The organism is Micromonospora sp. NPDC052213 (assembly GCF_040679695.1).
Lineage (GTDB): Bacteria > Actinomycetota > Actinomycetes > Mycobacteriales > Micromonosporaceae > Micromonospora.
In genome coordinates this window covers 1-21155 of the sequence record NZ_JBFAVI010000124.1, presented here as the reverse complement: position 1 = coordinate 21155, position 21155 = coordinate 1, and the positions used below count along the sequence as shown (strand labels likewise).

The 21155-nt window shown below is 74.7% G+C and carries 19 protein-coding genes and 1 pseudogene; 6 read left to right on the top strand and 14 right to left on the bottom strand.

The annotated features are described in order from the left end of the window. From AB0L34_RS24515 to AB0L34_RS24505, 3 genes and pseudogenes are all read right to left on the bottom strand, one after another. Positions 1 to 430: pseudogene (locus AB0L34_RS24515) on the bottom strand (hypothetical protein); the annotation flags it as partial. Positions 431 to 1416: 986 nt separating this feature from the next. After that, positions 1417 to 2931: a replication-associated recombination protein A gene (locus tag AB0L34_RS24510; protein ID WP_363706894.1), complete on the bottom strand. Its 1515-nt coding sequence runs from the start codon at positions 2929 to 2931 to the stop codon at positions 1417 to 1419. Positions 2932 to 3007: 76 nt separating this feature from the next. After that, positions 3008 to 3220 carry a hypothetical protein gene (locus AB0L34_RS24505; RefSeq protein WP_350708997.1) on the bottom strand — a complete coding sequence of 71 codons (213 nt, stop codon included), beginning with the start codon at positions 3218 to 3220 and terminating at the stop codon, positions 3008 to 3010. Positions 3221 to 3385: 165 nt separating this feature from the next. On the opposite strand from AB0L34_RS24505, the gene AB0L34_RS24500 reads away from it, so the two are divergent. Then, entirely contained in the window at positions 3386 to 4126 is a 741-nt protein-coding gene (locus tag AB0L34_RS24500; protein ID WP_363706892.1) for a GNAT family N-acetyltransferase, read from the top strand. 63 nt (positions 4127 to 4189) lie between these two features. Here AB0L34_RS24500 and AB0L34_RS24495 read toward each other — a convergent pair whose 3' ends face one another. The 5 genes from AB0L34_RS24495 to AB0L34_RS24475 form a co-directional block, all read right to left on the bottom strand. Further along, positions 4190 to 5554 (bottom strand): MFS transporter, encoded by a 1365-nt coding sequence (locus AB0L34_RS24495; RefSeq protein ID WP_363706890.1) that lies wholly within the window; start codon positions 5552 to 5554, stop codon positions 4190 to 4192. Continuing rightward, positions 5551 to 6144 carry a helix-turn-helix domain-containing protein gene (locus tag AB0L34_RS24490; RefSeq protein ID WP_363706888.1) on the bottom strand — a complete coding sequence of 198 codons (594 nt, stop codon included), beginning with the start codon at positions 6142 to 6144 and terminating at the stop codon, positions 5551 to 5553. Before AB0L34_RS24490 ends, AB0L34_RS24495 begins: the two co-directional genes overlap by 4 nt. Before the next feature lie 87 nt (positions 6145 to 6231). Beyond that, positions 6232 to 7047, bottom strand: coding sequence for a sugar nucleotide-binding protein (locus AB0L34_RS24485; protein ID WP_363706886.1), 816 nt, complete (start codon positions 7045 to 7047; stop codon positions 6232 to 6234). Positions 7048 to 7127: 80 nt separating this feature from the next. After that, a complete protein-coding gene (gene aspS, locus AB0L34_RS24480; protein ID WP_357463936.1) occupies positions 7128 to 8933 on the bottom strand; it encodes an aspartate--tRNA ligase in 1806 nt (601 codons plus the stop codon). A 123-nt stretch (positions 8934 to 9056) separates the two neighbouring features. Next, complete coding sequence (locus tag AB0L34_RS24475; RefSeq protein ID WP_363706884.1) at positions 9057 to 9827, bottom strand: hypothetical protein; 771 nt, start codon at positions 9825 to 9827, stop codon at positions 9057 to 9059. A 166-nt stretch (positions 9828 to 9993) separates the two neighbouring features. Between AB0L34_RS24475 and AB0L34_RS24470 the strand changes: the two genes are divergently transcribed. Then, complete coding sequence (locus AB0L34_RS24470) at positions 9994 to 10671, top strand: hypothetical protein (protein WP_363706882.1); 678 nt, start codon at positions 9994 to 9996, stop codon at positions 10669 to 10671. Between the two features lie 33 nt (positions 10672 to 10704). Here the strand turns inward: AB0L34_RS24470 and AB0L34_RS24465 are convergent, their stop codons facing one another. After that, a complete protein-coding gene (locus AB0L34_RS24465) occupies positions 10705 to 12312 on the bottom strand; it encodes an MFS transporter (RefSeq protein WP_363706880.1) in 1608 nt (535 codons plus the stop codon). 104 nt (positions 12313 to 12416) lie between these two features. Further along, positions 12417 to 13466 (bottom strand): S1 family peptidase, encoded by a 1050-nt coding sequence (locus AB0L34_RS24460; RefSeq protein WP_363706879.1) that lies wholly within the window; start codon positions 13464 to 13466, stop codon positions 12417 to 12419. A 254-nt stretch (positions 13467 to 13720) separates the two neighbouring features. On the opposite strand from AB0L34_RS24460, the gene AB0L34_RS24455 reads away from it, so the two are divergent. Beyond that, positions 13721 to 14551: an SGNH/GDSL hydrolase family protein gene (locus AB0L34_RS24455; protein ID WP_363706877.1), complete on the top strand. Its 831-nt coding sequence runs from the start codon at positions 13721 to 13723 to the stop codon at positions 14549 to 14551. A 52-nt stretch (positions 14552 to 14603) separates the two neighbouring features. Here AB0L34_RS24455 and AB0L34_RS24450 read toward each other — a convergent pair whose 3' ends face one another. After that, a complete protein-coding gene (locus tag AB0L34_RS24450) occupies positions 14604 to 15080 on the bottom strand; it encodes a helix-turn-helix domain-containing protein (RefSeq protein ID WP_363706875.1) in 477 nt (158 codons plus the stop codon). 55 nt (positions 15081 to 15135) lie between these two features. Here AB0L34_RS24450 and AB0L34_RS24445 point away from each other — a divergent pair, with 55 nt between their 5' ends. Further along, complete coding sequence (locus AB0L34_RS24445; RefSeq protein ID WP_363706873.1) at positions 15136 to 15651, top strand: PaaI family thioesterase; 516 nt, start codon at positions 15136 to 15138, stop codon at positions 15649 to 15651. A 207-nt stretch (positions 15652 to 15858) separates the two neighbouring features. On the opposite strand, the gene AB0L34_RS24440 is transcribed toward AB0L34_RS24445, so the two are convergent. The 3 genes from AB0L34_RS24440 to AB0L34_RS24430 form a co-directional block, all read right to left on the bottom strand. Beyond that, the gene (locus AB0L34_RS24440) at positions 15859 to 16791 is read right to left on the bottom strand and encodes an acyl-ACP desaturase (protein ID WP_363706871.1); all 933 of its coding nucleotides are present in this window, start codon (positions 16789 to 16791) and stop codon (positions 15859 to 15861) included. A 69-nt stretch (positions 16792 to 16860) separates the two neighbouring features. Then, entirely contained in the window at positions 16861 to 18189 is a 1329-nt protein-coding gene (gene hisS, locus AB0L34_RS24435; RefSeq protein ID WP_363706869.1) for a histidine--tRNA ligase, read from the bottom strand. Between the two features lie 89 nt (positions 18190 to 18278). Then, the gene (locus tag AB0L34_RS24430; protein ID WP_363706867.1) at positions 18279 to 18998 is read right to left on the bottom strand and encodes an MBL fold metallo-hydrolase; all 720 of its coding nucleotides are present in this window, start codon (positions 18996 to 18998) and stop codon (positions 18279 to 18281) included. Between the two features lie 258 nt (positions 18999 to 19256). Between AB0L34_RS24430 and AB0L34_RS24425 the strand changes: the two genes are divergently transcribed. Next, on the top strand, positions 19257 to 20147 hold the full coding sequence (locus tag AB0L34_RS24425) for a peptidylprolyl isomerase (protein WP_357463966.1): 891 nt from the start codon (positions 19257 to 19259) through the stop codon (positions 20145 to 20147). 64 nt (positions 20148 to 20211) lie between these two features. Then, entirely contained in the window at positions 20212 to 21051 is an 840-nt protein-coding gene (locus AB0L34_RS24420; RefSeq protein ID WP_363706865.1) for a peptidylprolyl isomerase, read from the top strand. Positions 21052 to 21155: the final 104 nt, after the last annotated feature.

Below are 21155 nucleotides of genomic sequence, written 5' to 3'. Positions count from 1 at the left end.
GTTCCTCCTCGCCGGGTGCCACGCGGCGCCCCGGCCCGGCGTTGTCCCCCTCGTCCGGGCTCGCCCGGTGCCCCCGCACGCGGCCGGCCGGGGCCTCCGCGCGACCGGTGGGCGGCGCCGCGGGGCTGCCGTCCACGCGACCGGTGGGCGGCGTCGCGGGGCCGCCGTCGGCACGGCGGGTGGGCGCGGAGGCGGGAGCGCCCTGCGCGGGCGCCGACCCGACGCCGGACGGCGCGGGGGGCGTGGCGGGCACCGGCGGGGCATTGCCGGAACGGGGTACCACCGGCTCGTCCGGCTCGGCGGCGCGGCGTCGACCGGCCGGGCCGGGCCGGCGGCGGTCGGTCGCGTCCACGCCCGGCGCGGCGCCGGGGGCGGCGACCATCGGCGCGTGCCCGGTCGCCTCGGTCGACGCGGGGTCGCCGGCGTCCACCGGGCCGCCCCGCCGCCCACCGGCACGGGGGTAACGCTCGTGGGCCGGGGCGCCGCGCAGCTCGCCGGTCGGCGGGCCGAGGGGCGGCTGGGCGGCACCGGGTGGCGGGACGGCGACCCGGGCGGTGCCGACGGGACCTCCCGGGCGGCCGGAGGCACCCGGCGCCGGCGCGGGGGCCCGACCGGAACGCCTGCCCGGCGGTGGCGGATCCACCGGCGCCGCGGCAGGCGGAACGCCCGGAGCGCCCACCGGCGCACCCGCGGGCGGCCCGGATCGCGGGGGCTCGGCCGGCCCCGGGTGCGGACGAACCGGCGGACCGGCGGGCGGGTGCGCCGACGGACCGGCGGGCACGGCCGGCGGGCCGAGGGGCGCACCGGCCGGCAGGCCGACGGGCGGACGCGGGCCGGGGGGCACGTCGACCGACGGGCCGACGGGCGGACGCGGGCCGCCCGGCGCACCGCCCTGACGGCCCGTGGCCGGGCCGTCCTGCGGGCCGGTCGGGGGGCCCGAGTCGGGCCGTGGGCGCCGGTCGGGCCCGTCCGGCCCGGGCTGCGGCCGCCCGCCCGCCGGGGCCCGGCGCGAGGACTCCGGTGCGGGGGCGGGACCGGAGGCGGGGGCCGCCGGGCCGGTCGGCCGGGGCTCCGCCGTGCCGGGCCAGGGACCGTCCGCAGGCCGGGGGCGCGGGGACTCCGCCCCGGCGCGGCGCACCGGAGGCGCGGCGGCCGGGCCGGGGCCACGGTGCGGCGGCCCGGAAGGGTCGGGAGGCGTCGGGGCGCCCGGGGGCGGGGTCGGCTCCGCCCCGCCCGGCCCCAGCTCGGTGCGCTGCTGCTTGGCCGAGCGCAGGTCGTCGATCCAGCCGAACTCCTCGCCGCTGATGGGCTCCTCGGGCTCGGCCTCGGCCTTGCCCCGCCCCCAGCGGCGACCCTTGGCGCGGGAGTCGCGCCGCTCGTCCGGGCCGTCCTCCGGTCGCTCCGAACCACGCGATCTCACTGCTGACCCTCTCCGGCGGCGTCACTGCCGCCCTCTCGCGCCGCGCCGGCGCCGCCCGTGTCCGCCGATCGGCCGCCGTTGCCCGCCGATCCGCTCGCCACCCCCACCGGTGCCTCCGGGGGCGTGGCCGGGGCCGGCAGCCCCCGCACGATGCGGCGCAGCAGCGGCAGCCGGGTGGCCACGGCCCGCTCCGCGCCGTGCTGGCTCGGCCGGTAGTAGTCGGCACCGACAAGGTCGTCGGGGACGTACTGCTGGGTGACCACGCCGCGCTGGTCGTCGTGCGGGTAGCGGTAGCCGGTGCCGTGGCCCAGCCCCTTGGCGCCGGCGTAGTGCGCGTCGCGCAGCCCGCGGGGCACCGGCCCGCCTCGGCCGGCCCGCACGTCGGCGATCGCCGCGCCGATCGCGGCGGTGGCCGAGTTCGACTTCGGGGCGGTCGCCAGGTGGATCACCGCCTGGGCGAGGTTGAGCTGCGCCTCGGGCAGCCCGACGTACTCCACCGCGTGGGCGGCGGCGGTGGCGACGCTCAGCGCGGTCGGGTCGGCCATGCCGACGTCCTCGCTGGCGAAGATGACCAGGCGGCGGGCGATGAACCGGGCGTCCTCGCCGGCGACCAGCATCCGGGCCAGCCAGTGCAGCGCCGCGTCCACGTCCGAGCCGCGCATGCTCTTGATGAAGGCGCTGGTCACGTCGTAGTGGGCGTCGCCGGCGCGGTCGTAGCGCACCGCCGCCACGTCGACCGCCTGCTCGGCGGTGGCCAGGTCGATCCGCCCGGCGCCGAGCGCCGTCGCGGAGGCCGCCGCCGCCTCCAGCGCCGTGAGCGCCTTGCGCACGTCACCGGCCGCGAGGCGGACGAGGTGGTCCTCGGCCTCGGTCTCCAGGGTCAGCGCGCCGCCGAGCCCGCGCTCGTCGGCGACCGCGCGGCGCAGCAGGCCGCGCACCGCCGCGTCGTCCAACGGCTGGAGGGTGAGCAGCACGCACCGCGACAGCAGGGGTGAGATCACGGAGAAGTACGGGTTCTCGGTGGTCGCCGCCAGCAGGGTGACGGTGCGGTCCTCGACGGCGGCGAGCAACGAATCCTGCTGGGTCTTGCTGAACCGGTGCACCTCGTCGATGAAGAGCACGGTCTGCGGGCCGCCGGAGCGACGCTGCCGGCGGGCGGTCTCGATCACCGCGCGCACGTCCTTCACCCCGGCGGTGAGCGCCGACATGGCGACGAAGCGGCGGTCGGTGGCCCGGGCCACCAGGTGCGCGATGGTCGTCTTGCCGCTGCCCGGCGGCCCCCACAGGATGACCGACATCGGCGCGCTGGCGGAGACCAGCTGGCGCAGCGGGGCGCCCGGCGCGAGCAGGTGGTCCTGCCCGACGAGCTCGTCGATGCTGCGCGGGCGCATCCGGACCGGCAGGGGCGAATCCTCCCCCACCGCCGTGAAGCCGTCCACACCGACGGAACCCGCGGGCGCGGGGGGCGCTCCGGCGGGCTCACCGAGGGAGAAGAGGGCGTCGGACTCCATCACGAGAACAGTACCGGTCCCGACCGACGACGCCGGAAGCGCGCCGTCGGGCGGGACCCCTGGTGATCGTTTACGGTCAGCCCCGGCCCGGACGCCGGCCCCGGTACCACCGGCCGCCGCCCCCGCCGCGCGGGGCGCTGCCGACCCCGGCGAGGTAGAGGGAGAGCAGCAGGAGGCCCAGCATCAGCAGGGTGGACGGGTTCAGCAGGTCCGGCGCACCGAGGTTGGTGTCGAAGAGGTCGAGCAGCAGGGCGAAGCCGAAAACGATCGCCGCGAGAATGGCGAGCATGTCGTTCCTCCGGTGGGGGTTCCCAGTGGGTCGGCGCGGGATGTACCCAATCGGTCCGCTCGCCAATCTCCACGGTGGACCACCCCGGTTCTGGATGCCGTCCGGGGCCCGCCGACGGGAGCGGGTCCGCCGACGGGAGCACGGCGGGCGTTCTAGGCTGGCGACATGATCATCGCCGACCAGGTCCTGGAGGGGCGGGACGCCATCCTGGCGGCCGCCGACCACCACCCGTACGCCCGGCACTCGCTCTGGCTCGGCGAGCAGCCGCGCGGCTGGCGGCGCGACGACGCGGTGGGTTGGCTGCTCCCGGCGGAGCACGGCCCGGCCGGCGGCGCGATCGGCGCGCCCGGGCCGGCGGTCGACGTCTTCGCCGACCTCGTCGCGCGGGGCGTGCTCCGGCCCGGCCAGTGGCTGCACCTGCCGCGGCTCGACCCGGCGGCGCTGGCCGGCCGGCTGGCCGTGGCCCGGCACGACGAGTGGGACTTCCTCTGGACCGCCGCCGCGCCCCCGCGCCAACCCGAGGAGGATCGCGTGGTCCGGCTCACCGGGGCCGACCACCCGGCGCTGACGGCGCTGATCGACGAGTCGTTCCCGACCACCACCTCGCGTCCGGGCGACCCCCGGGTCGTCGACTGGTACGGCATCCGCGACGGCGACCGGATCGTCGCCTGCGGGGCGGACCGCAGCCGGGGTGACGTCGGCTTCCTCGCCGGCCTGACCGTCGCCCCCGACCGGCGCGGCCGGGGGCTGGGCGCGGCGCTGACCGCCGGGATGACCCGGGCGCTGTTCGCCCGCCACGACACCGTGGCGCTCGGCGTCTACACCGTCAACGCCGGCGCGATCCGGCTCTACCGGCGGCTCGGCTTCACCGGCGCCCTGGCCCGCAGCTCGGTGCACCTGGCCTGAGGTGGGAGGAAGGGCCCCTGCTGGCGCACTCCGCAGAGCAGGGGACCCCTGCCAGCCCCCGCCTCACGCGACCGGGCCGGACGCCGATCCGGCGACCTGGGCGGCCTCGCCCGGCGACGGGCCGCCGGCCGAGGCCGGCGCCGGAACGGTCGGGGCCGGCACCGCCGGGTCGGGAACGTCCGCCGCCGGTGCGGCCCGACGCCCGGCGCGCCAGGCGGGCAGGTAGAGCGGGGCGGCGACGGCCAGCACCACGGCGCCGACGAACATGGCGGTGCTGATGCTGGTGGCCTCGGCGAGCATCATGAGCACCACCCCGCCGAGCGCCCCCGCCGGCTGGGCCATCATCGAGTTCAGCGAGAGCACGCTGGTCCGGTAGGGGCCGTCGACCTGGCGGTGCAGCAGCCCCATGTGCAGGGGGTTCGACGCGCCGTGCACGGTGTAGCAGGCGAGATAGGCCACCAGCACGCCGACCGGGCCGGCGAACAGCCCCATGCCGACCACGGTGACGCCCTGCAGGATCCGCAGCAGCGCGGCCCCGGGCGCCGCCCCGGGCCAGCGCAGCAGCAGCGGGGTGAGCGCGGCGCCGGCCGCCGAGGCGAGCCAGGCGGCCGAGCTCGCCGGCCCCAACAGCGCGGCGGCCCGGTCGGCGTCGCCGACCACCTCCGTGAGGCGCAGGGGCAGCAGGGACTCAAAGGTGACCATGCCGAATCCCCAGAACAGCTCGACGGCGACCAGGGCGAGCAGCACCCGGGAGCGGCGCAGCAGTCCGACCGCCCGCCCGACCATCCGCGGCGCCTCGACGACCGACGCCCGCAGCGCCCCGGCGCCCTTCGCGGGGCGGGCCTCCACCAGCAGCACCAGCAGGGCGACCAGGGCCGCCGCCTGGAGCACGAACGCGACCAGCACCGGCACGGTGAGCGCGCTGACCGGCCCGATCGGGCCGAGCGCGACCAGACCGCCCCCGATCAGCGCCCCGGCGCTGATCGAGACGCCGATCACGGTGCCGGCGTGGCCGAGGCCCGGCTCGTAGTCGGCCTTCGGGTCGGCGGCCAGGGTGGCGTCGACGTACCAGGACTCCAGCGGGCCGCTGTCCAGCGCCCGGAACACGCCCTGCAATGCCCAGATCAGGAAGAACAGCGCGAACGAGTCGGCGACGGCGAACAGCGCGAGCGAGACGAGGTTGACCAGCCAGGCCACGACCAGGACCGGGCGGCGCCCGATGGCGTCGGCGAAGCCACCGGTGGGCAGCTCCAGCGCGAGGACGACCAGGCCCTGGGCGGTGGCGACGAGGCCGATCTGGGACAGCGACAGGCCGCGCTCCTGCATCAGCAGGATCATCACGGGAACCATCAGGCCCATGGGCAGCCAGCGCAGCCCGTGCAGCACCAGGAAGCGCCGCCGGACCTGGCGTACGGACAGCGCGTTCACCGCTCCCCCTCCGCACGAGGGAACGCCATCAGGAAGACGTGTACGGAGCGGGCGTCCGGCTCGGTGTGGGCGGCCGCCTCGTCGTGGTAGCGCTTCAGCACCTGCCACAGTTCGCCGTTGAGCGCCTCAAGGCGGGCCGGGCTGAGCGTCAGCACCATGTCGCTCGTGCCGGCGGCGTCCCGCCACTGCGGGGAGTGACCGGGCGCGTCGGCCATCCAGCGCTCGGCCAGCTCGACGATCTGCCGCACCTGCTCGCCCTGGATCCACTGCACCGCCGCCCGGGTGTCCGGGTCGTCGTCGTAGTCGGTCGGGTCGAAGCTGCTGATGTCGTGCGCCGCCCGCCACCACCGCTGGCGGCCGGTGCCCCGGTCGGGGTCCTCGGCCACCAGCCCCGCCTCGGCGAGCTGGCGCAGGTGGTAGCTGGTCGCCCCGGTGTTGGTGTCCAACTTCTCGGCCAACGCGGTGGCGGTGGCCGGGCCGTCCAGGCGCAGCGTGCCGAGCAGCCGCATCCGCAGCGGATGGGCCAGCACGCGGACCTGCCGGTGGTCGAGCCGGACGTTGCGCAGCGAGTCCGGCGATGCGTTCTCCATGAGTGTGCACAATACTTGTGCACACTTCTTATGCACAAGAGTTGTGCATAAGAAGTGTGCTTGAGCGGCGACGCGGACGTGGAGGCGTCAGGGAGCGAGCAGCTCGCGGATGCCGCGCAGCCGGGTCGGCAGCAGGGCGGCGGCGCGGGACGAGTCGAGGCGCACCTCGGCGGGGCGGGCGAGGCCCGAGGAAGCGCTGGTGGTGGTCTTCAGCCCGGCCGGGTCGAGGCCGAACCGCGCTGCCACCAGCAGGCCCATCTCCGCCCGGCTGACCGCGTCCGGGCCGGCCACGTTGAGGGGGCCGGCGTGGTCGGTGGCGATCAGTTCCAGAACGGCGGCGGCCAGGTCGGCCACGTCGACCGGGCAGCGGACCTCGTCGGTGAACAGGGCGGCCCGCCCCGCGAGGGCGTCGAGGCAGAGCCGGATCTGCTTGCTCCGCTCGTCGCCGACGATCAGGGAGGTACGTACCAGGGCCGCGCTCGGGTCGATCGCCCGCACGGCGGTCTCGGCCGCCGCCTTCGCCGCCCCGTACGGGAAGACCGGGCTGGGCGGCTCGTCGTCGGCGTACGGCTCGGGGCGGCCGGCGTGCAGCGCGTCGCTGGACAGGTGCACCAGCCGCGCCCCCGCCTCGGCGGCCGCGTACGCGACGTGCGCCGCCCCGTCGGCGGTCACTGTCCACTCGGCGTACCGGTAGGGGGTGCTGACCACGGCGCCGGGGCGGACCCGGGCGACCAGCTCGCGCACGGCGGACCGGTCCGTCACGTCCAGGCGGCGCGCCTCGACGCCGGGCACCTCGACCCCGCCCGAGTGGTACGTCCCGACCACCCGCGCCCCCGCCGCGACCGCCTGCCGGCAGACCTCACCGCCGAGGTACCCGCTGGCCCCCACCACGAGCAGCGTCACGCCGCCCCCCTTCAGCCGGCGATCGCGGGTTCGCGCCCGTCACGGGACGACGCGAACCCGCGATCGTCAGGTGTCCACGATCAGGTCGGGTCGGCGACCGGGGCGGCCGGGCCGGCCGTGCCGGTGTGCGCCGCCGCCGGCGGCTTCGGCTTGGCGTCGATGCCGGCCTCGGTGCGCTGCTGCGCGGTGATCGGCGTCGGCGCGCCGGTCAGCGGGTCGAAGCCGCCCCGGGTCTTCGGGAAGGCGATCACCTCGCGGATCGAGTCCGCGCCGGCGAGCAGCATGCAGACCCGGTCCCAGCCGAAGGCGATGCCGCCGTGCGGCGGGGCGCCGTACTTGAACGCCTCCAGCAGGAAGCCGAACTTGTCCTGCGCCTCCTCGGGGGTGATGCCGAGCAGGTCGAAGACGCGCTGCTGCACGTCGCCCCGGTGGATACGGATCGAGCCGCCGCCGATCTCGTTGCCGTTGCAGACGATGTCGTACGCGTAGGCCAGCGCCCGGTCCGGCGCCTCCTCGAACCGGTCGACCCACTCCGCGTTCGGCGAGGTGAACGGGTGGTGCACGGCCGTCCAGCCACCCTCGTCCGTACGCTCGAACATCGGCGCGTCGACCACCCAGCAGAACGCCCAGGCGCTCTCGTCGACCAGGCCGGCCCGCTTGGCGATCTCGATCCGGGCCGCGCCGAGCAGCTCCTGCGCCTCCCGGGTGTTGGCGCTGGCGGCGAAGAACACCGCGTCGCCCGGCTTGGCGCCGACCGCGTCGGCCAGCCCGCCCAGGTGCTCGGCGGAGAGGTTCTTCGCCACCGGCCCGCGCGCCTCGCCGGTCTCCGCGTCGAGCACCACGTACGCGAGGCCGCGCGCGCCACGCGCCTTGGCCCAGTCCTGCCAGCCGTCCAGCTCCTTGCGGCTCTGGGCCGCCCCACCCGGCATGACGACCGCGCCCACGTAACCGCCGGCGTCGATGGCCCCGGCGAAGACCCGGAACTCGGTGCCGCGCAGGTAGTCGGTCAGCTCGGTCAGCTCGACGCCGTAGCGCAGGTCCGGCTTGTCGGAGCCGTACCGGGCCATCGCGTCGTGCCACGTGATGCGCGGGATCGGCCGGGAGATCTCGTGACCGGCCAGGTCCTTCCAGAGCGCCGAGACGATCGCCTCGCCGAGGTCGATCACGTCGTCCTCGGTGACGAACGACATCTCGATGTCGAGCTGGGTGAACTCCGGCTGCCGGTCGGCGCGGAAGTCCTCGTCCCGGTAGCAGCGGGCGATCTGGTAGTACCGCTCCATGCCGCCGACCATCAGCAGCTGCTTGAACAGCTGCGGCGACTGCGGCAGCGCGTACCAGCTGCCCGGCTGCAGGCGCACGGGCACCAGGAAGTCGCGGGCACCCTCCGGGGTGGACCGGGTCAGCGTCGGGGTCTCGATCTCCAGGAAGTCCCGCTCGTGCAGCACCGCGCGGGCGAGCTGGTTGGCGCGCGAACGCAGCCGCATCGCCTTCGCCGGGCCGCTGCGGCGCAGGTCGAGGTAGCGGTAACGCAGCCGGATGTCGTCGCCGGCCTCCACCTGGTCGTCCACCGGCAGCGGCAGCGGCGCCGCCTCGGAGAGCACCTCCAGCTCGGCGGCGGTCACCTCGATCTCGCCGGTCGGCAGCTCCGGGTTCTCGTTGCCCTCGGGCCGGCGGGTCACCTCGCCGGTGACCCGGACGCAGAACTCGTTGCGCAGCGCGTGCGCGTCCTCCTCGCGGAACACCACCTGGACCACGCCGGAGCCGTCGCGCAGGTCCACGAAGATCACGCCGCCGTGGTCGCGCCGGCGGGCGACCCAGCCGGCGAGCGTCACCGTGGTGCCGGCGTCCGTCGCGCGCAGGCTGCCGGCGTCATGGGTACGGATCACGACTCGCGTCTCCTCATCTGCGGTACACCGTTACCCCTGGCATTCTGTCAGCCTTCCCCGGAGCACCGTTGCGGGGTGAGGAAGGCGGGGACGGCCACCGCCGACGCGGGACGCGTTCCCGCGCTACAGCGGGATGTCCCAGGCCCGCACGGTCACCACCACCGTGCCGTCGTCGCCGACGTCGGTGACCTGCAACAGCGCCATCTTCCAGGTGTCGCCGCGCTCCTTCGCGTCACCCAGGGAGGTCTTGATGCAGATCGCCACGCCCTTGCGGGCAGGGACGTTGATGTCCGGGCCGATGGGGCCCTTGTCGATCCGGTCGTTGCAGTCGGCGGCGCCGAGCGAAGCGCTGTCGACCTGACTGCCCTTCGTACCCCCGGTCAGGTTGAAGTACGACGAGTTGCCCCCGCAGCGGGCGGTGAACCGGATCTCCTCGCCGTCGCTGACCCGCACCTCGGGCTTGTCGAGGTCGATGTCCACGTAGCTGTCGCAGCCCGCCCGCAGGGTGAGTTCCTCCCCGACGTACTTGTCGGTGTAGCGGGTCTGCTGGTTGAGTGACGGTTCGCCGCTCCCGGCGGGCGTCGGCCCGGACGGCGGCTCCGCCCCCGTCTGTTCCGGAGCCGGCGTGGTCGACTCGTTCGTCGGCTCGCCCGGGCCCGGTGACGGGTCGAGGGGCCGCCCCGCGCCGGCCGCCCGGGCGATGTCCCGGGCGTCGTTGGCCTGGTCGAGTGCCCGTAGCGACAGCGCCGTGGCCAGCAGCCCCAGGACGAGGGCCAGCGCGGCCGCGGCGGCCGCGACCAGGGGCCAGCGGCTGCCGCCGCTCGACTTCGGCGCTGCCGGCCCGCCCGGGCCGGAGGACGGTGGCACCGGGGCGCCCTGCTGGTCGGAGGTCATGTCGTGGCTCCTCACGTCGGGACGGCCATCAGCCGGACACGGGGCGCATTTATCGCAGAATGTTGTCAAGATCGCTGTCGGTAACCCGTCACCCAACGGGACCATCTCGTCACGGAACGGCCGGGATAATGAACCACCCCCATCGATCTTGCGCAGGTGAGACCCCATGACCGAGCCGGTGACCGGCACGGATTCCGCCCGTCGCCGGCGGGGGTTGACCCCCGGCGAGAAGATCGGCGCCGCGATCGGTCTGGCCAGCCTGCTCGTCGCCGTGCTCGCCTGGCAGTGGCCCCGGCAGGACCAGGGACCGGCGGCCACGCCACCGCCCACCCCCACCCGGGCCACGACCGGTGCCGCCGCCGCGCCACCCGTCGCCACCACCTCCGCGGCCCCCACCGGTGCCGCCGGAATGACGTACCTCGACACGCTGACGCCCGAGACCGGCGGGCCGTACCTGCAACCGTTGCCGCGCGCGCTGACCGGTCGCTCCGACCTGCCGCATCCGGTCGTGCTCTCCTGCCCGACCAACGACGGCGAGGACCGGAGCCGGTCGGTCAGCTACCCGCTCAAGCGCCGCTACCTGGACTTCTCCGCCAGTTTCCGGGCCTGGTACCCGCCGGGTGAGGACCCGGAGTCGGCCGTGCGGATCAGCGCCGTGGTGACCGTCCGGGAGCCCGACGACACCCTGACCCGACAGCCCCGGCCGGGCCGCACGACGACGATGTCCCGACCGGCGGAGCCGCTGTCCTTCTCCGTGGAGGGGGGCGACCTGCTGACGCTGACCGTGGAGTGCGACTTCGGCGGGGGCGTCGCCGTCCTCGCCGACGCCGGCCTCACCCGCTGACGGGAGCGGCGGGCCGCCTGGTCCCGCGACCGGTCAGTCGCGTGGATCGGCGGGGAGCAGGTGGTTCACCACGATCTCCCCGACAGTGAGCGCCCGGGCGCGTTCCTCCACCCCGCGGTCGGCGCCGGTGAGCCGCCCGCCGTGCTGGCGCAGGTGCTCCTCCCAGGACGGCACCTGGTAGACCTCGACGAAGCCGTGCTCCCGCTCCCCCGTGCGGTACAACCCCCAGCGCATCGCCCCGGTACGCCGCCGCGACCGCCCCACCAGCCGCATCGCCTCGACGAACTCCGCCTGCCGCTCGGGCGGCACCGTGTAGGAGACGGTCACCAGCACCGGCCCGGTACGCGGATCGGCGGGCAGCGTCAGGTGCGGCTCCGGCCACCACACCGCCGGGTCGCGGTCGACGCCCCGGGTGTCGCGCAGCGGCCAGAGCGGCACGGTCGCCGCGCCGGCCGCCATCATCCCGGCGGCCACGGCGAGCGCGACCACGAGGTCGGTCACCTCGCCGAGCGCGCCCCAGGCGACCGCCCCGAGCGCCTGCCCGCCGGCGAAGACCATCTGGTAGACCGAGAGCCCGCGGGCGCGTACCCAGCCGGGCAGGAAGAGCTGCATCGCCGCGTTGACGCTGGACAGCACGGTCATCCAGGCCATCCCGGCGGGCACCAGGGCCAGGGTGACCGGCACCGGCCCCGGTGCCAGGGCGAGCACCGCCAGGACGGCGGCGTAGACCAGCCCGGCCAGCAGCAGCAACCGGCTGGTGGTGAGCGACTGCCGGATCCGGGGCAGCACGAGGGCGCCCGCCACCGCGCCGACGCCGAGGGCGGCCAGCAGCACGCCGTACCCGCCCGCGCCGAGGTGCAGGCGGCGGCTGGCGACCAGGGGCAGCAGCGCCCACAGGGCACTGCCGGGCACCACGAACAGCGCCGCCCGCAGCAGGATCCGGCGGACCACCGGCGAGTGCCGCACGTACCGGCCGCCGGCGCGCAGCGCCGCCGTGAACCGCTCCGGCATGTCGTCGCCGTCGGGCCGTGCCGGCCGCCAGCGCAGCAGGGCCAGCGCGAAGACGGCGAACGACACCGCGTTCACGGCGAAGACGGTGGCGACGCCGGCCCGGGCCACCAGCACGCCGGCCACCGCCGGCCCGACCGAGCGCGCCAGGTTCACGCTGATCGACCCGAGCGCCGAGGCCGAGACGAGCTGCGACCGGGGCACCAGTTCGGGGATGACCGCCTGCCAGGCCGGCAGGGTCAGGGCCTGGCCGACGCCGAGCGCGAAGGTCAGGGTGAGCAGCAGCGCCGGCGGCATCCGGTCGGCGGCGGTGAGGCCGGTCAGCAGGACGCCGACGGCCGCCAGGAAGCACTGCACCCCGATCAGCAGACGGCGGCGGTCGAGGGTGTCGGCCAGCGCGCCGGCGGGCAGGGCGAGCAGCAGCACGGGCAGCATGCTGGCGGTCTGCACGAGCGACACCAGCGCCGAGGCGTTGGCCTCGTCGACGAGCAGCCACTGGGCGCCGACCGTCTGCATCCAGGTGCCCACGTTGCTGGCCAGCACCGCCAGCCAGAGGCTGCGGAACGCGGCGAGCCGCAGCGGGGCCCAGGCGGAGGGGGCCACGTCGGCGGGCGAGGTCGCGGGGGCGTTCACCGACCGGAACGTACCCCGGCCGGCCCGGTCCAGTCCGGCGAACCGGGTCGGGGCACACACGAGCGGGCCGCCGGATCACCCGGCGGCCCGCTCGCGTGCGACCGTCAGTAGACGCTGACGCCGTAGCGGCTCAGCGCCTCGGTGACCGGCTGGAAGTAGGTCGTGCCGCCCCAGCTGCAGTTGCCGCTGCCGCCGGAGGTCAGGCCCAGGGCGGTGGAGCCGCTGAACAGCGAGCCGCCGCTGTCGCCCGGCTCGGCGCAGACGTTGGTGCGGATCAGGCCGGAGACCGAGCCCTCGGCGTAGTTCACCGTGGCGTTGAGGGCGGTCACCGAGCCGCCGCGCAGGCCGGTGGTGCTGCCGGAGCGCTGCACCGACTGGCCGACGTACGCGTTGCCGGCGGCGGTGATGTCGCGGTAGCTGCCGTTGTAGAGGTACACGTTGCCGGGCTGGGCGGTCGTGCTGCTGTAGCGCACGATGCCGTAGTCGTTGCCCGGGAAGCTGGTGCCGGCGCGGGCGCCCAGGTAGGCGGTCTGCGACGAGTTCGAGTACCAGCTCGACGAGATGTTGGTGCAGTGCCCGGCGGTCAGGAAGTAGTAGGTGCTGCCGCTGCGGACGTTGAAGCCCAGCGAGCAGCGGCCGCCGCCACCGGCGTAGATGGCCTGGCCGCCGGAGATCCGGGTGCTCAGCACGCCGGCCTCGGCCTCGATCCGGATCGCGCCGTTCATCCGCGCGGCGGCGGCCTTGACGCGCTCCAGCTTGGCACCGGTCACGGTGCTGTCGACGGAGACGACGACCTGGTTGGTGGCCGGGTCGGTCCACCAGGCGGTGCCGGGGATCTTCGCGGAGCGGTCCAGCTCCGCGGTGGCCCGGGCCAGCTCGCCGGCGCCGCGCTTGACGATCTTCGGGGTCGCGCCGGCGGCGGCGACCTGCCGGGCGGCGAGCGCGTCGGTCACGGTGACGACCATCTTGCCGCTGGCGTCGGCGTACGTGCCGGCGGACCGGTCGCCGAGGCGCTCGGCCAGGCCGGCGGCGGCGTCCGGAGAGGCGAACGCGGGCGCGGCCTGGGCGGGCGCGCCGATCAGCGAGCCGGCGACCAGGGCTCCGGCGGCGGCGATGGTGGCGGCGCGACGGAGCGAGGACCTCGTGGGTCGCATGCAACAACCTCCAGGGAGGGGACGACTGGCCCCCCGTCGGGGCGAGGGGCCGGGACCATGCCGGCCGATCTGGGGCAATCGGCCGGACTGACTGAAGTATTCACATATTTAAGATCGTAGGCAAGACCCGACTTTGTCCTTTTCGCCCCGGCTGCGGCCGTCACCAGTCCGAAACATTGTGGACACTGACACACATCTATACGCTCTGTTCACCGCTCCACCACCCTCGGCACCCGCCACCCCCGGAGGCCACCGTGAACCTCATCCGACGGATGCTCGTCCCCCTCGCCGCAGTCACCGCCCTCGTCCTGCCGGCCGCCACCCCGGCCGCCGCCGACCCGGGCCCGCCCCCGACCTCGATGGCCAGCCTCGGCGACTCGATCACCCGCGGCTTCAACGCGTGCGGCTGGTACAGCGACTGCACCTCCCGGTCCTTCAGCACCGGCGACTACTCCACGGTGAACAGTCACTACCTGCGCATCCGCGCGACCAACGCGGCCATCAACGGTCGCAACCACAACGACGCGCGCAGCGGCGCGAAGTCCGCCGACATGTACGGCCAGGCCGGCACCGCCGTCAGCCAGGGCGTCGGCTACGTCACCATGCTGATCGGCGCCAACGACGCCTGCACGAGCACGGAGGCGGGGATGACCTCGGTGGCCACCTACCGGGCCAACATCGACGCCGCGCTCAACCGCCTCAAGTCCGGGCTGCCCGACGCCCGGGTGCAGCTGATCAGCGTGCCGGACATCCACCGGCTCTGGTCCGTCGGCAAGGACAGCGGCAGCGCCCGCAGCGCCTGGTCCCTGTTCGGCATCTGCCAGTCGATGCTCGCCAACCCGACCTCCACCGCCCAGGCGGATGTCGACCGACGCAACCGGGTACGCCAGCGGGTGGTCGACTACAACACCCAGCTCGCCCAGGCCTGCGCGGCGTACGGCCCGAACTGCGACTTCGACGACAACGCCGTGTTCGGCTACCCGTTCACCCTCAGCCAGCTCTCCAGCTGGGACTACTTCCACCCCAACACCAGCGGGCAGCAGGTCCTCGCGAGCGTCTCGTACGCCGCCGGTTTCGGCTGGTAGCGCGCGGAGCCGACGCGCGGGCGGCGACCACCGTCCGCGCGTCGCCGCGCGCTCACCCGACGCGGCGGCGCGCCCCGGGCCCCGGGCGCGGCACCACGTCGCGGGGCCGGACCACCTCGTGGCCGCGCTCGCAGTGCAGCTCGACGCGCACCTCGGCGCCGCAGTCGCGATGCGCGACGGTCAACGGCGAGCCGGCCGGGTCGGCCAGGTAGCGGTCGCCCCAGCCGAGGACGGCGACCAGCACCGGCCACAGGTCGAGCCCCATGTCGGTCAGCCGGTACTCGTGGCGCACCCGGCTGCCCGGCTCGCGGTAGGGCTCGCGCCGCAGCACGCCCCGCTCCACCAGCATCGCCAGGCGGTTGGTGAGCACCTGCCGGGGGATGCCGGTGCGGACGCGCATGTCGTCGAAGCGGCGGATGCCGTTGAAGACCTCGCGCAGGACGACCAGCGTCCAGCGCTCGCCGAGGACCTCCATCGCGCGGGCGATCGTGCAGTTCTCGATCGACCAGTCCAGTGCCGCGGGTCTCATGCGCACAGGCTAGGTCTGATTGACAGACTCAGCAACGCGCTGCCAGGCTGAGTCCATGACACAGACGCAGGGCCCGGCGCGCAGCCGTACCTTCTCCTGGTCCGACCCGGGCATCAACGTCGCGCACCTCGGCCGGCGCAGCGGCCTGGAGCTGCTCCGCGCGATGATCGCCGGGGAGCTCGCGGCGCCGCCGATCATGCACCTGCTCGACATGTCCCGGATGGAGGCCGACGAGGGCCGGGTGGCCGTCGAGCTGGTCCCCCAGGAGTTCCACTACAACCCGCTCGGCACCGTGCACGGCGGGGTCATCTCCACCCTGCTCGACACGGCGGCGGCCTGCGCGGTGCACACCACGCTGCCGGCCGGGATCGGCTACACCTCGCTGGACCTGAACGTGAAGTTCCTGCGCCCCGTCACCGTCGCGAGCGGCACCCTGCGCGGCGAGGGCACCGTGCTACAGCGTGGCCGCCGCACGGCGCTGGCCGAGGCGAGACTGCTCGACGCCCAGTCCCGCCTCGTCGCCCACGCCACCTCGACCTGCCTCCTCTTCCCCCTGGACCAACCCGCCTGACCACCCCGCCCCGCCCCTCGACCCGCCGATCTTGCGCCTTCGCCCGCGATACGCCGCGATTGCGGCTTTCACCCGGGCACAAAGTGCAAGAGGCGAAGCGGGAGCGGGAGCAGGGGGCGGGTGGGAGAGACGCTCCGGGCGTGGTCGTCGTCGAGAGAGCCAGCGACGGCCGCGTCCGGAGCCCCGGCGGCCGGGACGGGCGGGGGGTCAGCGGGCGGCGAGGCGGGCGGCGCGGGCCGCGCGCTTCTCCTCGAAGCGGGACGCGGCGCGCTCCAGGTCGTCGAGGTGGGCGGCGATCTGGTCGCGGGCGGCCTCGCCGTCGGCGTCCAGGCCGGTCACGTTGAAGACGTCCCACTGGCGCAGCACCGGGACGACCACCTCGTCGCGGTGCTGGCGCAGGTCGTAGATGCCGGCGAGGGCGATCGCCACGGACTTGCGGGCGAAGCCCTCGATCCCGTTGCCCGGCATCTGGAAGTCGGACACCACGTCGGCGACCGCCCGCATCGCCTGGCCGGGCGCCAGCTCGAAGGCCGCCGCCAGCAGGTTGCGGTAGAACACCATGTGCAGGTTCTCGTCGGCCGCGACCCGGGCGAGCAGCGCCTCGCAGGCCGGGTCGCCGGTGACCCGGCCGGTGTTGCGGTGCGAGATCCGGGTCGCCAGTTCCTGGAACGAGACGTACGCCAGCGAGTGCAGCACCTCGTCGTCGTGCACGTTCTGGTAGCCGGCGGACATGTGCGTCATCCGGGCCCGCTCCAGGGCCACCGGGTCGACCGCCCGGGTGACGGTCAGGTAGTCGCGGATGGCGGTGCCGTGCCGCCCCTCCTCGGCGGTCCACCGGTGCACCCAGCTGCCCCAGGCGCCGTCCCGGCCGAAGAGGGTGGCGATCTCGTGGTGGTACGAGGGCAGGTTGTCCTCGGTCAGCAGGTTGACGATGAGCGCGGTGCGGGCGATGTCGGGGATGGTCGAGTCGGTCTCCGACCACGCCTCGCCGCCGAGCGGCCCGTCGAAGGTGCGCCCCTCGCTCCACGGGACGTACTCGTGCGGAAACCATTCCTTCGCCATGGACAGGTGCCGGTCGAGGTTCTTGGCGACGACGGGCTCCAGTTCGAGGAGCAGGGCGGTCTGGCTGAGCACGGTCACGACGATCTCCCTACGGTGGCGTAACTTACGCTACCGTAGGTCCGATCGTCCGTACGCGCCAGTAGCGTCTCAGCTGACCAGCGGCTTGAGGTCCGCCCGGGGCGGCGTCCACTCCCCCGCCGCCGCGGCTACCTGCTCGCCCGAGCGGATGTCCTTCACCTCGTCGGCGGCCCCGTCCGCCCCCGGGAACCAGACGTACGGAATGCCCCGCCGCTCGGCGTAGCGGATCTGCTTGCCGAACTTCGCCGCGCTCGGCGACACCTCCGTCGGCACGCCCCGCCGACGCAGCGCCTCGGCCACCCGGTTGCTGACCGGCCGCTGCTCCTCGCTGGTCACCGCGACCAGGACGCAGGTCGGCACGTCCCGCGACACCGACAGCGCGCCGGTGCCGAAGAGCAGCCCGAGCAGCCGGGTCACCCCGATCGAGATGCCCACCCCCGGGAACCGGGCGGCGCCGGAGCTGGCCAGGTTGTCGTAGCGGCCGCCGGAGCAGATCGAGCCGAACCGCTCGTAGCCGACCAGCTGCGTCTCGTAGACGGTGCCGGTGTAGTAGTCCAGGCCGCGCGCGATGCGCAGGTCGGCCACGCACAGCCCCGGGGAGTGCTCGGCGGCGGTCTCCACCACCCGGACCAGCTCCTCGATCCCCTCGTCCAGCAGCGGGTCGGTGACGCCGAGGGCACGGACGGCGTCGGCGAAGGAGGCGTCCGGGGCGGAGATCTCCGCCAGCGCCAGGCACGCCTTGGCCTGCGACTCGCTCGCCCCGGCGGTCTCGGCGAGCAGCTCGGCCACCTTCGCCGGGCCGATCTTGTCGAGCTTGTCCACCGCGCGCAGTGCCGCCTCCGGGTCGGTCAGGCCGATGCCCCGGTAGAAGCCCTCGCAGATCTTGCGGTTGTTGACCTGGATCCGTACCGGCGGGATCGGCAGCGAGCGCAGCGCGTCGCCGATCACCAGCGGCATCTCCGCCTCGTGGTGGGCGGCCAGGGTGTCCCGGTCGACGATGTCGATGTCCGCCTGGAGGAACTCGCGGTAGCGCCCCTCCTGCGGCCGCTCACCCCGCCACACCTTCTGGATCTGGTAGCGGCGGAACGGGAACTGCAGCTTGCCGGCGTTCTCCAGCACGTACCGGGCGAACGGCACGGTCAGGTCGAAGTGCAGGCCGAGCGCGTCGTCCCCGGTCGGGCCGTCGGCGTCGGCCTGCAACCGCCGGATCAGGTAGACCTCCTTCGAGGTCTCCCCCTTGCGCAGCAACTGGTCCAGCGGCTCCACCGCGCGGGTCTCCAGCGGCGCGAAGCCGTACAGCTCGAAGGTGTCCCGGATCCGGTCGAGGACGTACTGCTCGATCATCCGCTGGGCGGGGGTCCACTCCGGGAAGCCGGAGATGGGCGTGGGCTTGCTCATGATGCTCCGTTCGCAGACCCGCGCGGTCCGCGCGGGCGAAGGCTGGTGCGGCCGCCGGTGGCCGCGGGGCGAAGGCTCGGTGCGGCCGACTACAGGCCGCGGGCGGGGGCCGCCGGTCGCGCGCCGTCGCCACCCGCCACCTCGATGAGGTACGGGTTGGTCGCGCGTTCGCGGCCGATGGTGGTCGCCGGGCCGTGGCCGGGCAGCACGACGGTGTCGTCCGCCAGCGGGAGGATCTTGTCCCGCAGGCTGCTGATCATCGTCGGCATGCTGCCGCCCGGCAGGTCGGTGCGGCCGATGGAGCCGGCGAACAGGACGTCGCCGGAGAGGCAGAGCTGCTCCGCCTCCCAGGGCGAGCCCGCAGCCGGCAGCCGGAAGAGCACCGACCCGCCGGTATGGCCCGGGGCGTGGTCGACGGTGATCTCCAGCCCGGCGAGGGCGAGCGTGGCGCCGTCGGTCAGCTCCGCGACGTCCTCCGGCTCCGTGTACGGCAGCCGCCCACCGAAGAGCGAGGTGAGGTCCGCGGACAGCCCCTTGGCCGGGTCGGCGAGCATCTCCCGGTCGCCCGGGTGCACGTACGCGATGATCCCACGGGCGCCGCAGACCGGCGCGACCGAGAACGTGTGGTCGAGGTGGCCGTGGGTGAGCAACACCGCGGCCGGGTGCAGCCGATGCTCGGCCAGCAGCGCGTCGAGCCGGTCGAGCACCCCGATGCCGGGGTCGACCACCACGCACTGCTCCCCCGGCGCGGCGGCGACCACGTAGCAGTTGGTGCCGAAGGCGTCCGCGGGAAAGCCGGCCACGAGCACGTCCGCTCCCCTTCCGTCGAGCTGTCGGGTCCTGCCAGCAGCCTAACCGGCGACGCGACCGGGTTCGCCGCATCCGCCCCGGAGGCCCCGTTCGCCACAGTGACGCGTCCCGATAGACGCAGCCCCGGACCTCGTACACCACTTTCCCAGCCGGTAGCCGTACACTCTGGCGGGCGTGTGGCGTGGCGCACCTGCCGCCGGACGGGCGCAGGACGCCCGACCACCGGTGACGACCAGGGTAGAGGAAGGGGAGCACGGGTGGCTTCCAGCAGGGACCGGCAGCGCAAACTGGCGCGTGCCAAGCTCGACCGGCAGCTCGCCCGCCGGGCCGCCGCCGCCAAGCGTCGCCGGCAGATCCAGGCCGGTGTCGGCGTCACCGTCGTCCTCGCGCTGATCGTGGTCGGCTCGGCCTGGGGGCTGGGCGCCTTCGACGACGACCCGAAGGAGAAGACGGCCGCCGAAGAGGTCTGCCTCTGGACCCCACAGGACGCCACCGCGAACACCAACCTCAAGGACGTCGGCACCCCGGCGACCCAGGGGTTGCCCACGTCCGGCGTGCGCCCGATGACGGTCACGACCAACCAGGGCGCGCCGGTCACCGTCGAGCTGGACCTCGCCGCCGCCCCGTGCGCCGCGGCGAGCATCGCCCACCTGGCCAGCCGGTCGTTCTACGACAACACCAAGTGCCACGAGATCACCGCCGAGGGCGCGGTGCGCTGCGGCGACCCGAGCGGCACCGGGCTGGGCGGCCCGACGTACTCGTTCTACGACGAGAACGTCCCCACCCCCGCGCCGTCGCCGTCGGCGAGCCCCGCGCCCGGCCAGCCCGCGACGTACCCGAAGGGCACGGTCGCGATGATCGCCAACCCGCCGGGCGCCAACGCGAGCCAGTTCCTGATCTTCTTCAAGGACTTCACCACGGCCGACCCGAAGTACCCGATCATCGGCCGGGTCACCGGCGGGATCGACGTGGTGGAGAAGATCGGTGCCAAGCCGACCGTGGACAATGGGACGGGGGCCAAGGTCAAGCCCAAGGACGACGACGTGGTCGTCCAGAGCCTGACCGTCGGTGAGCCCGTGGCGCAGGGGGCGTCGACCCCGGCGGCGACGCCGTCCGGCGCCCCGGCGGCCAGCCCCAGCGCCGGCTGACCCGGCCGCCCCACCAACCTCAGCGGCACCGACCGCGCCCGAGACAGCCCAGGAGGATCCAGGCGTGACGTCCACCAGAGAGCGGCAGCGCGCGGCGGCCCGCGCCCGGCTCGAGAAGGAGATGGCCGAGCGCGCGGCCAGGGCCCGCAAGCGCCGGCAGACCCAGGCGATCGTGGGAGCCGCGTCGGTCCTGGTGCTCGTCATCGCCGGCACCGTGTGGCTCGCCACCACGCTGGGCGGCGACGACGACAAGACCGACACCGCCGGGCCGGCGGCCGACCAGGTGCAGTGCGCGTGGACCGAGCTGCCCGCCGACCAGCGGACCAAGCAGATCAAGGACGTCGGGCTGCCGGCCGCGCAGCAGTCGAGCACCGGCACCCAGACGATGACGATCGACACCAACCTCGGTCCGATCACCGCCAAGGTCGACCGGGCGGCGGTGCCCTGCACCGCGGGCAGCTTCACGCACCTGGCGGAGAAGAACTTCTTCGACAACAGCAAGTGCCACCGGCTGGTGACCGAGGGCATCAAGGTGCTCCAGTGCGGTGACCCGAGCGCGACGGGCAAGGGCTGGCGCGAGACCGACGGCACCGGCGGCCCGAGCTACCGGCTCGCCGAGGAGAACCTGCCCACCGACAAGCGGCCCCCCTACCCGGAGGGCGTGATCGCGATGGCCAAGTCCACGCAGCCGGGCAGCACGGGCAGCCAGTTCTTCATCGTCTACGGCGACTCGCCGCTGGACCCGAACTACACCGTCCTGGGCACCATCACCGGTGGCATGGACATCGTCAAGCAGGTCGCGGCGGCGGGCGACGACAAGGCGTTCGCGCAGCAGGCCGGCGGTGGTCACCCGAAGAAGGAGATCACCATCAAGAAGCTCACCATGAGCGCCCCCCAGGGCTGACCGCCCACCCGTACGACGAGCGCCCGCCGGCCACGCCGGCGGGCGCTTCCCATTCCCCCCCATCCCCAGCCCCGAGAACGCACAGTGCGCCCCGGCAGAGGGGT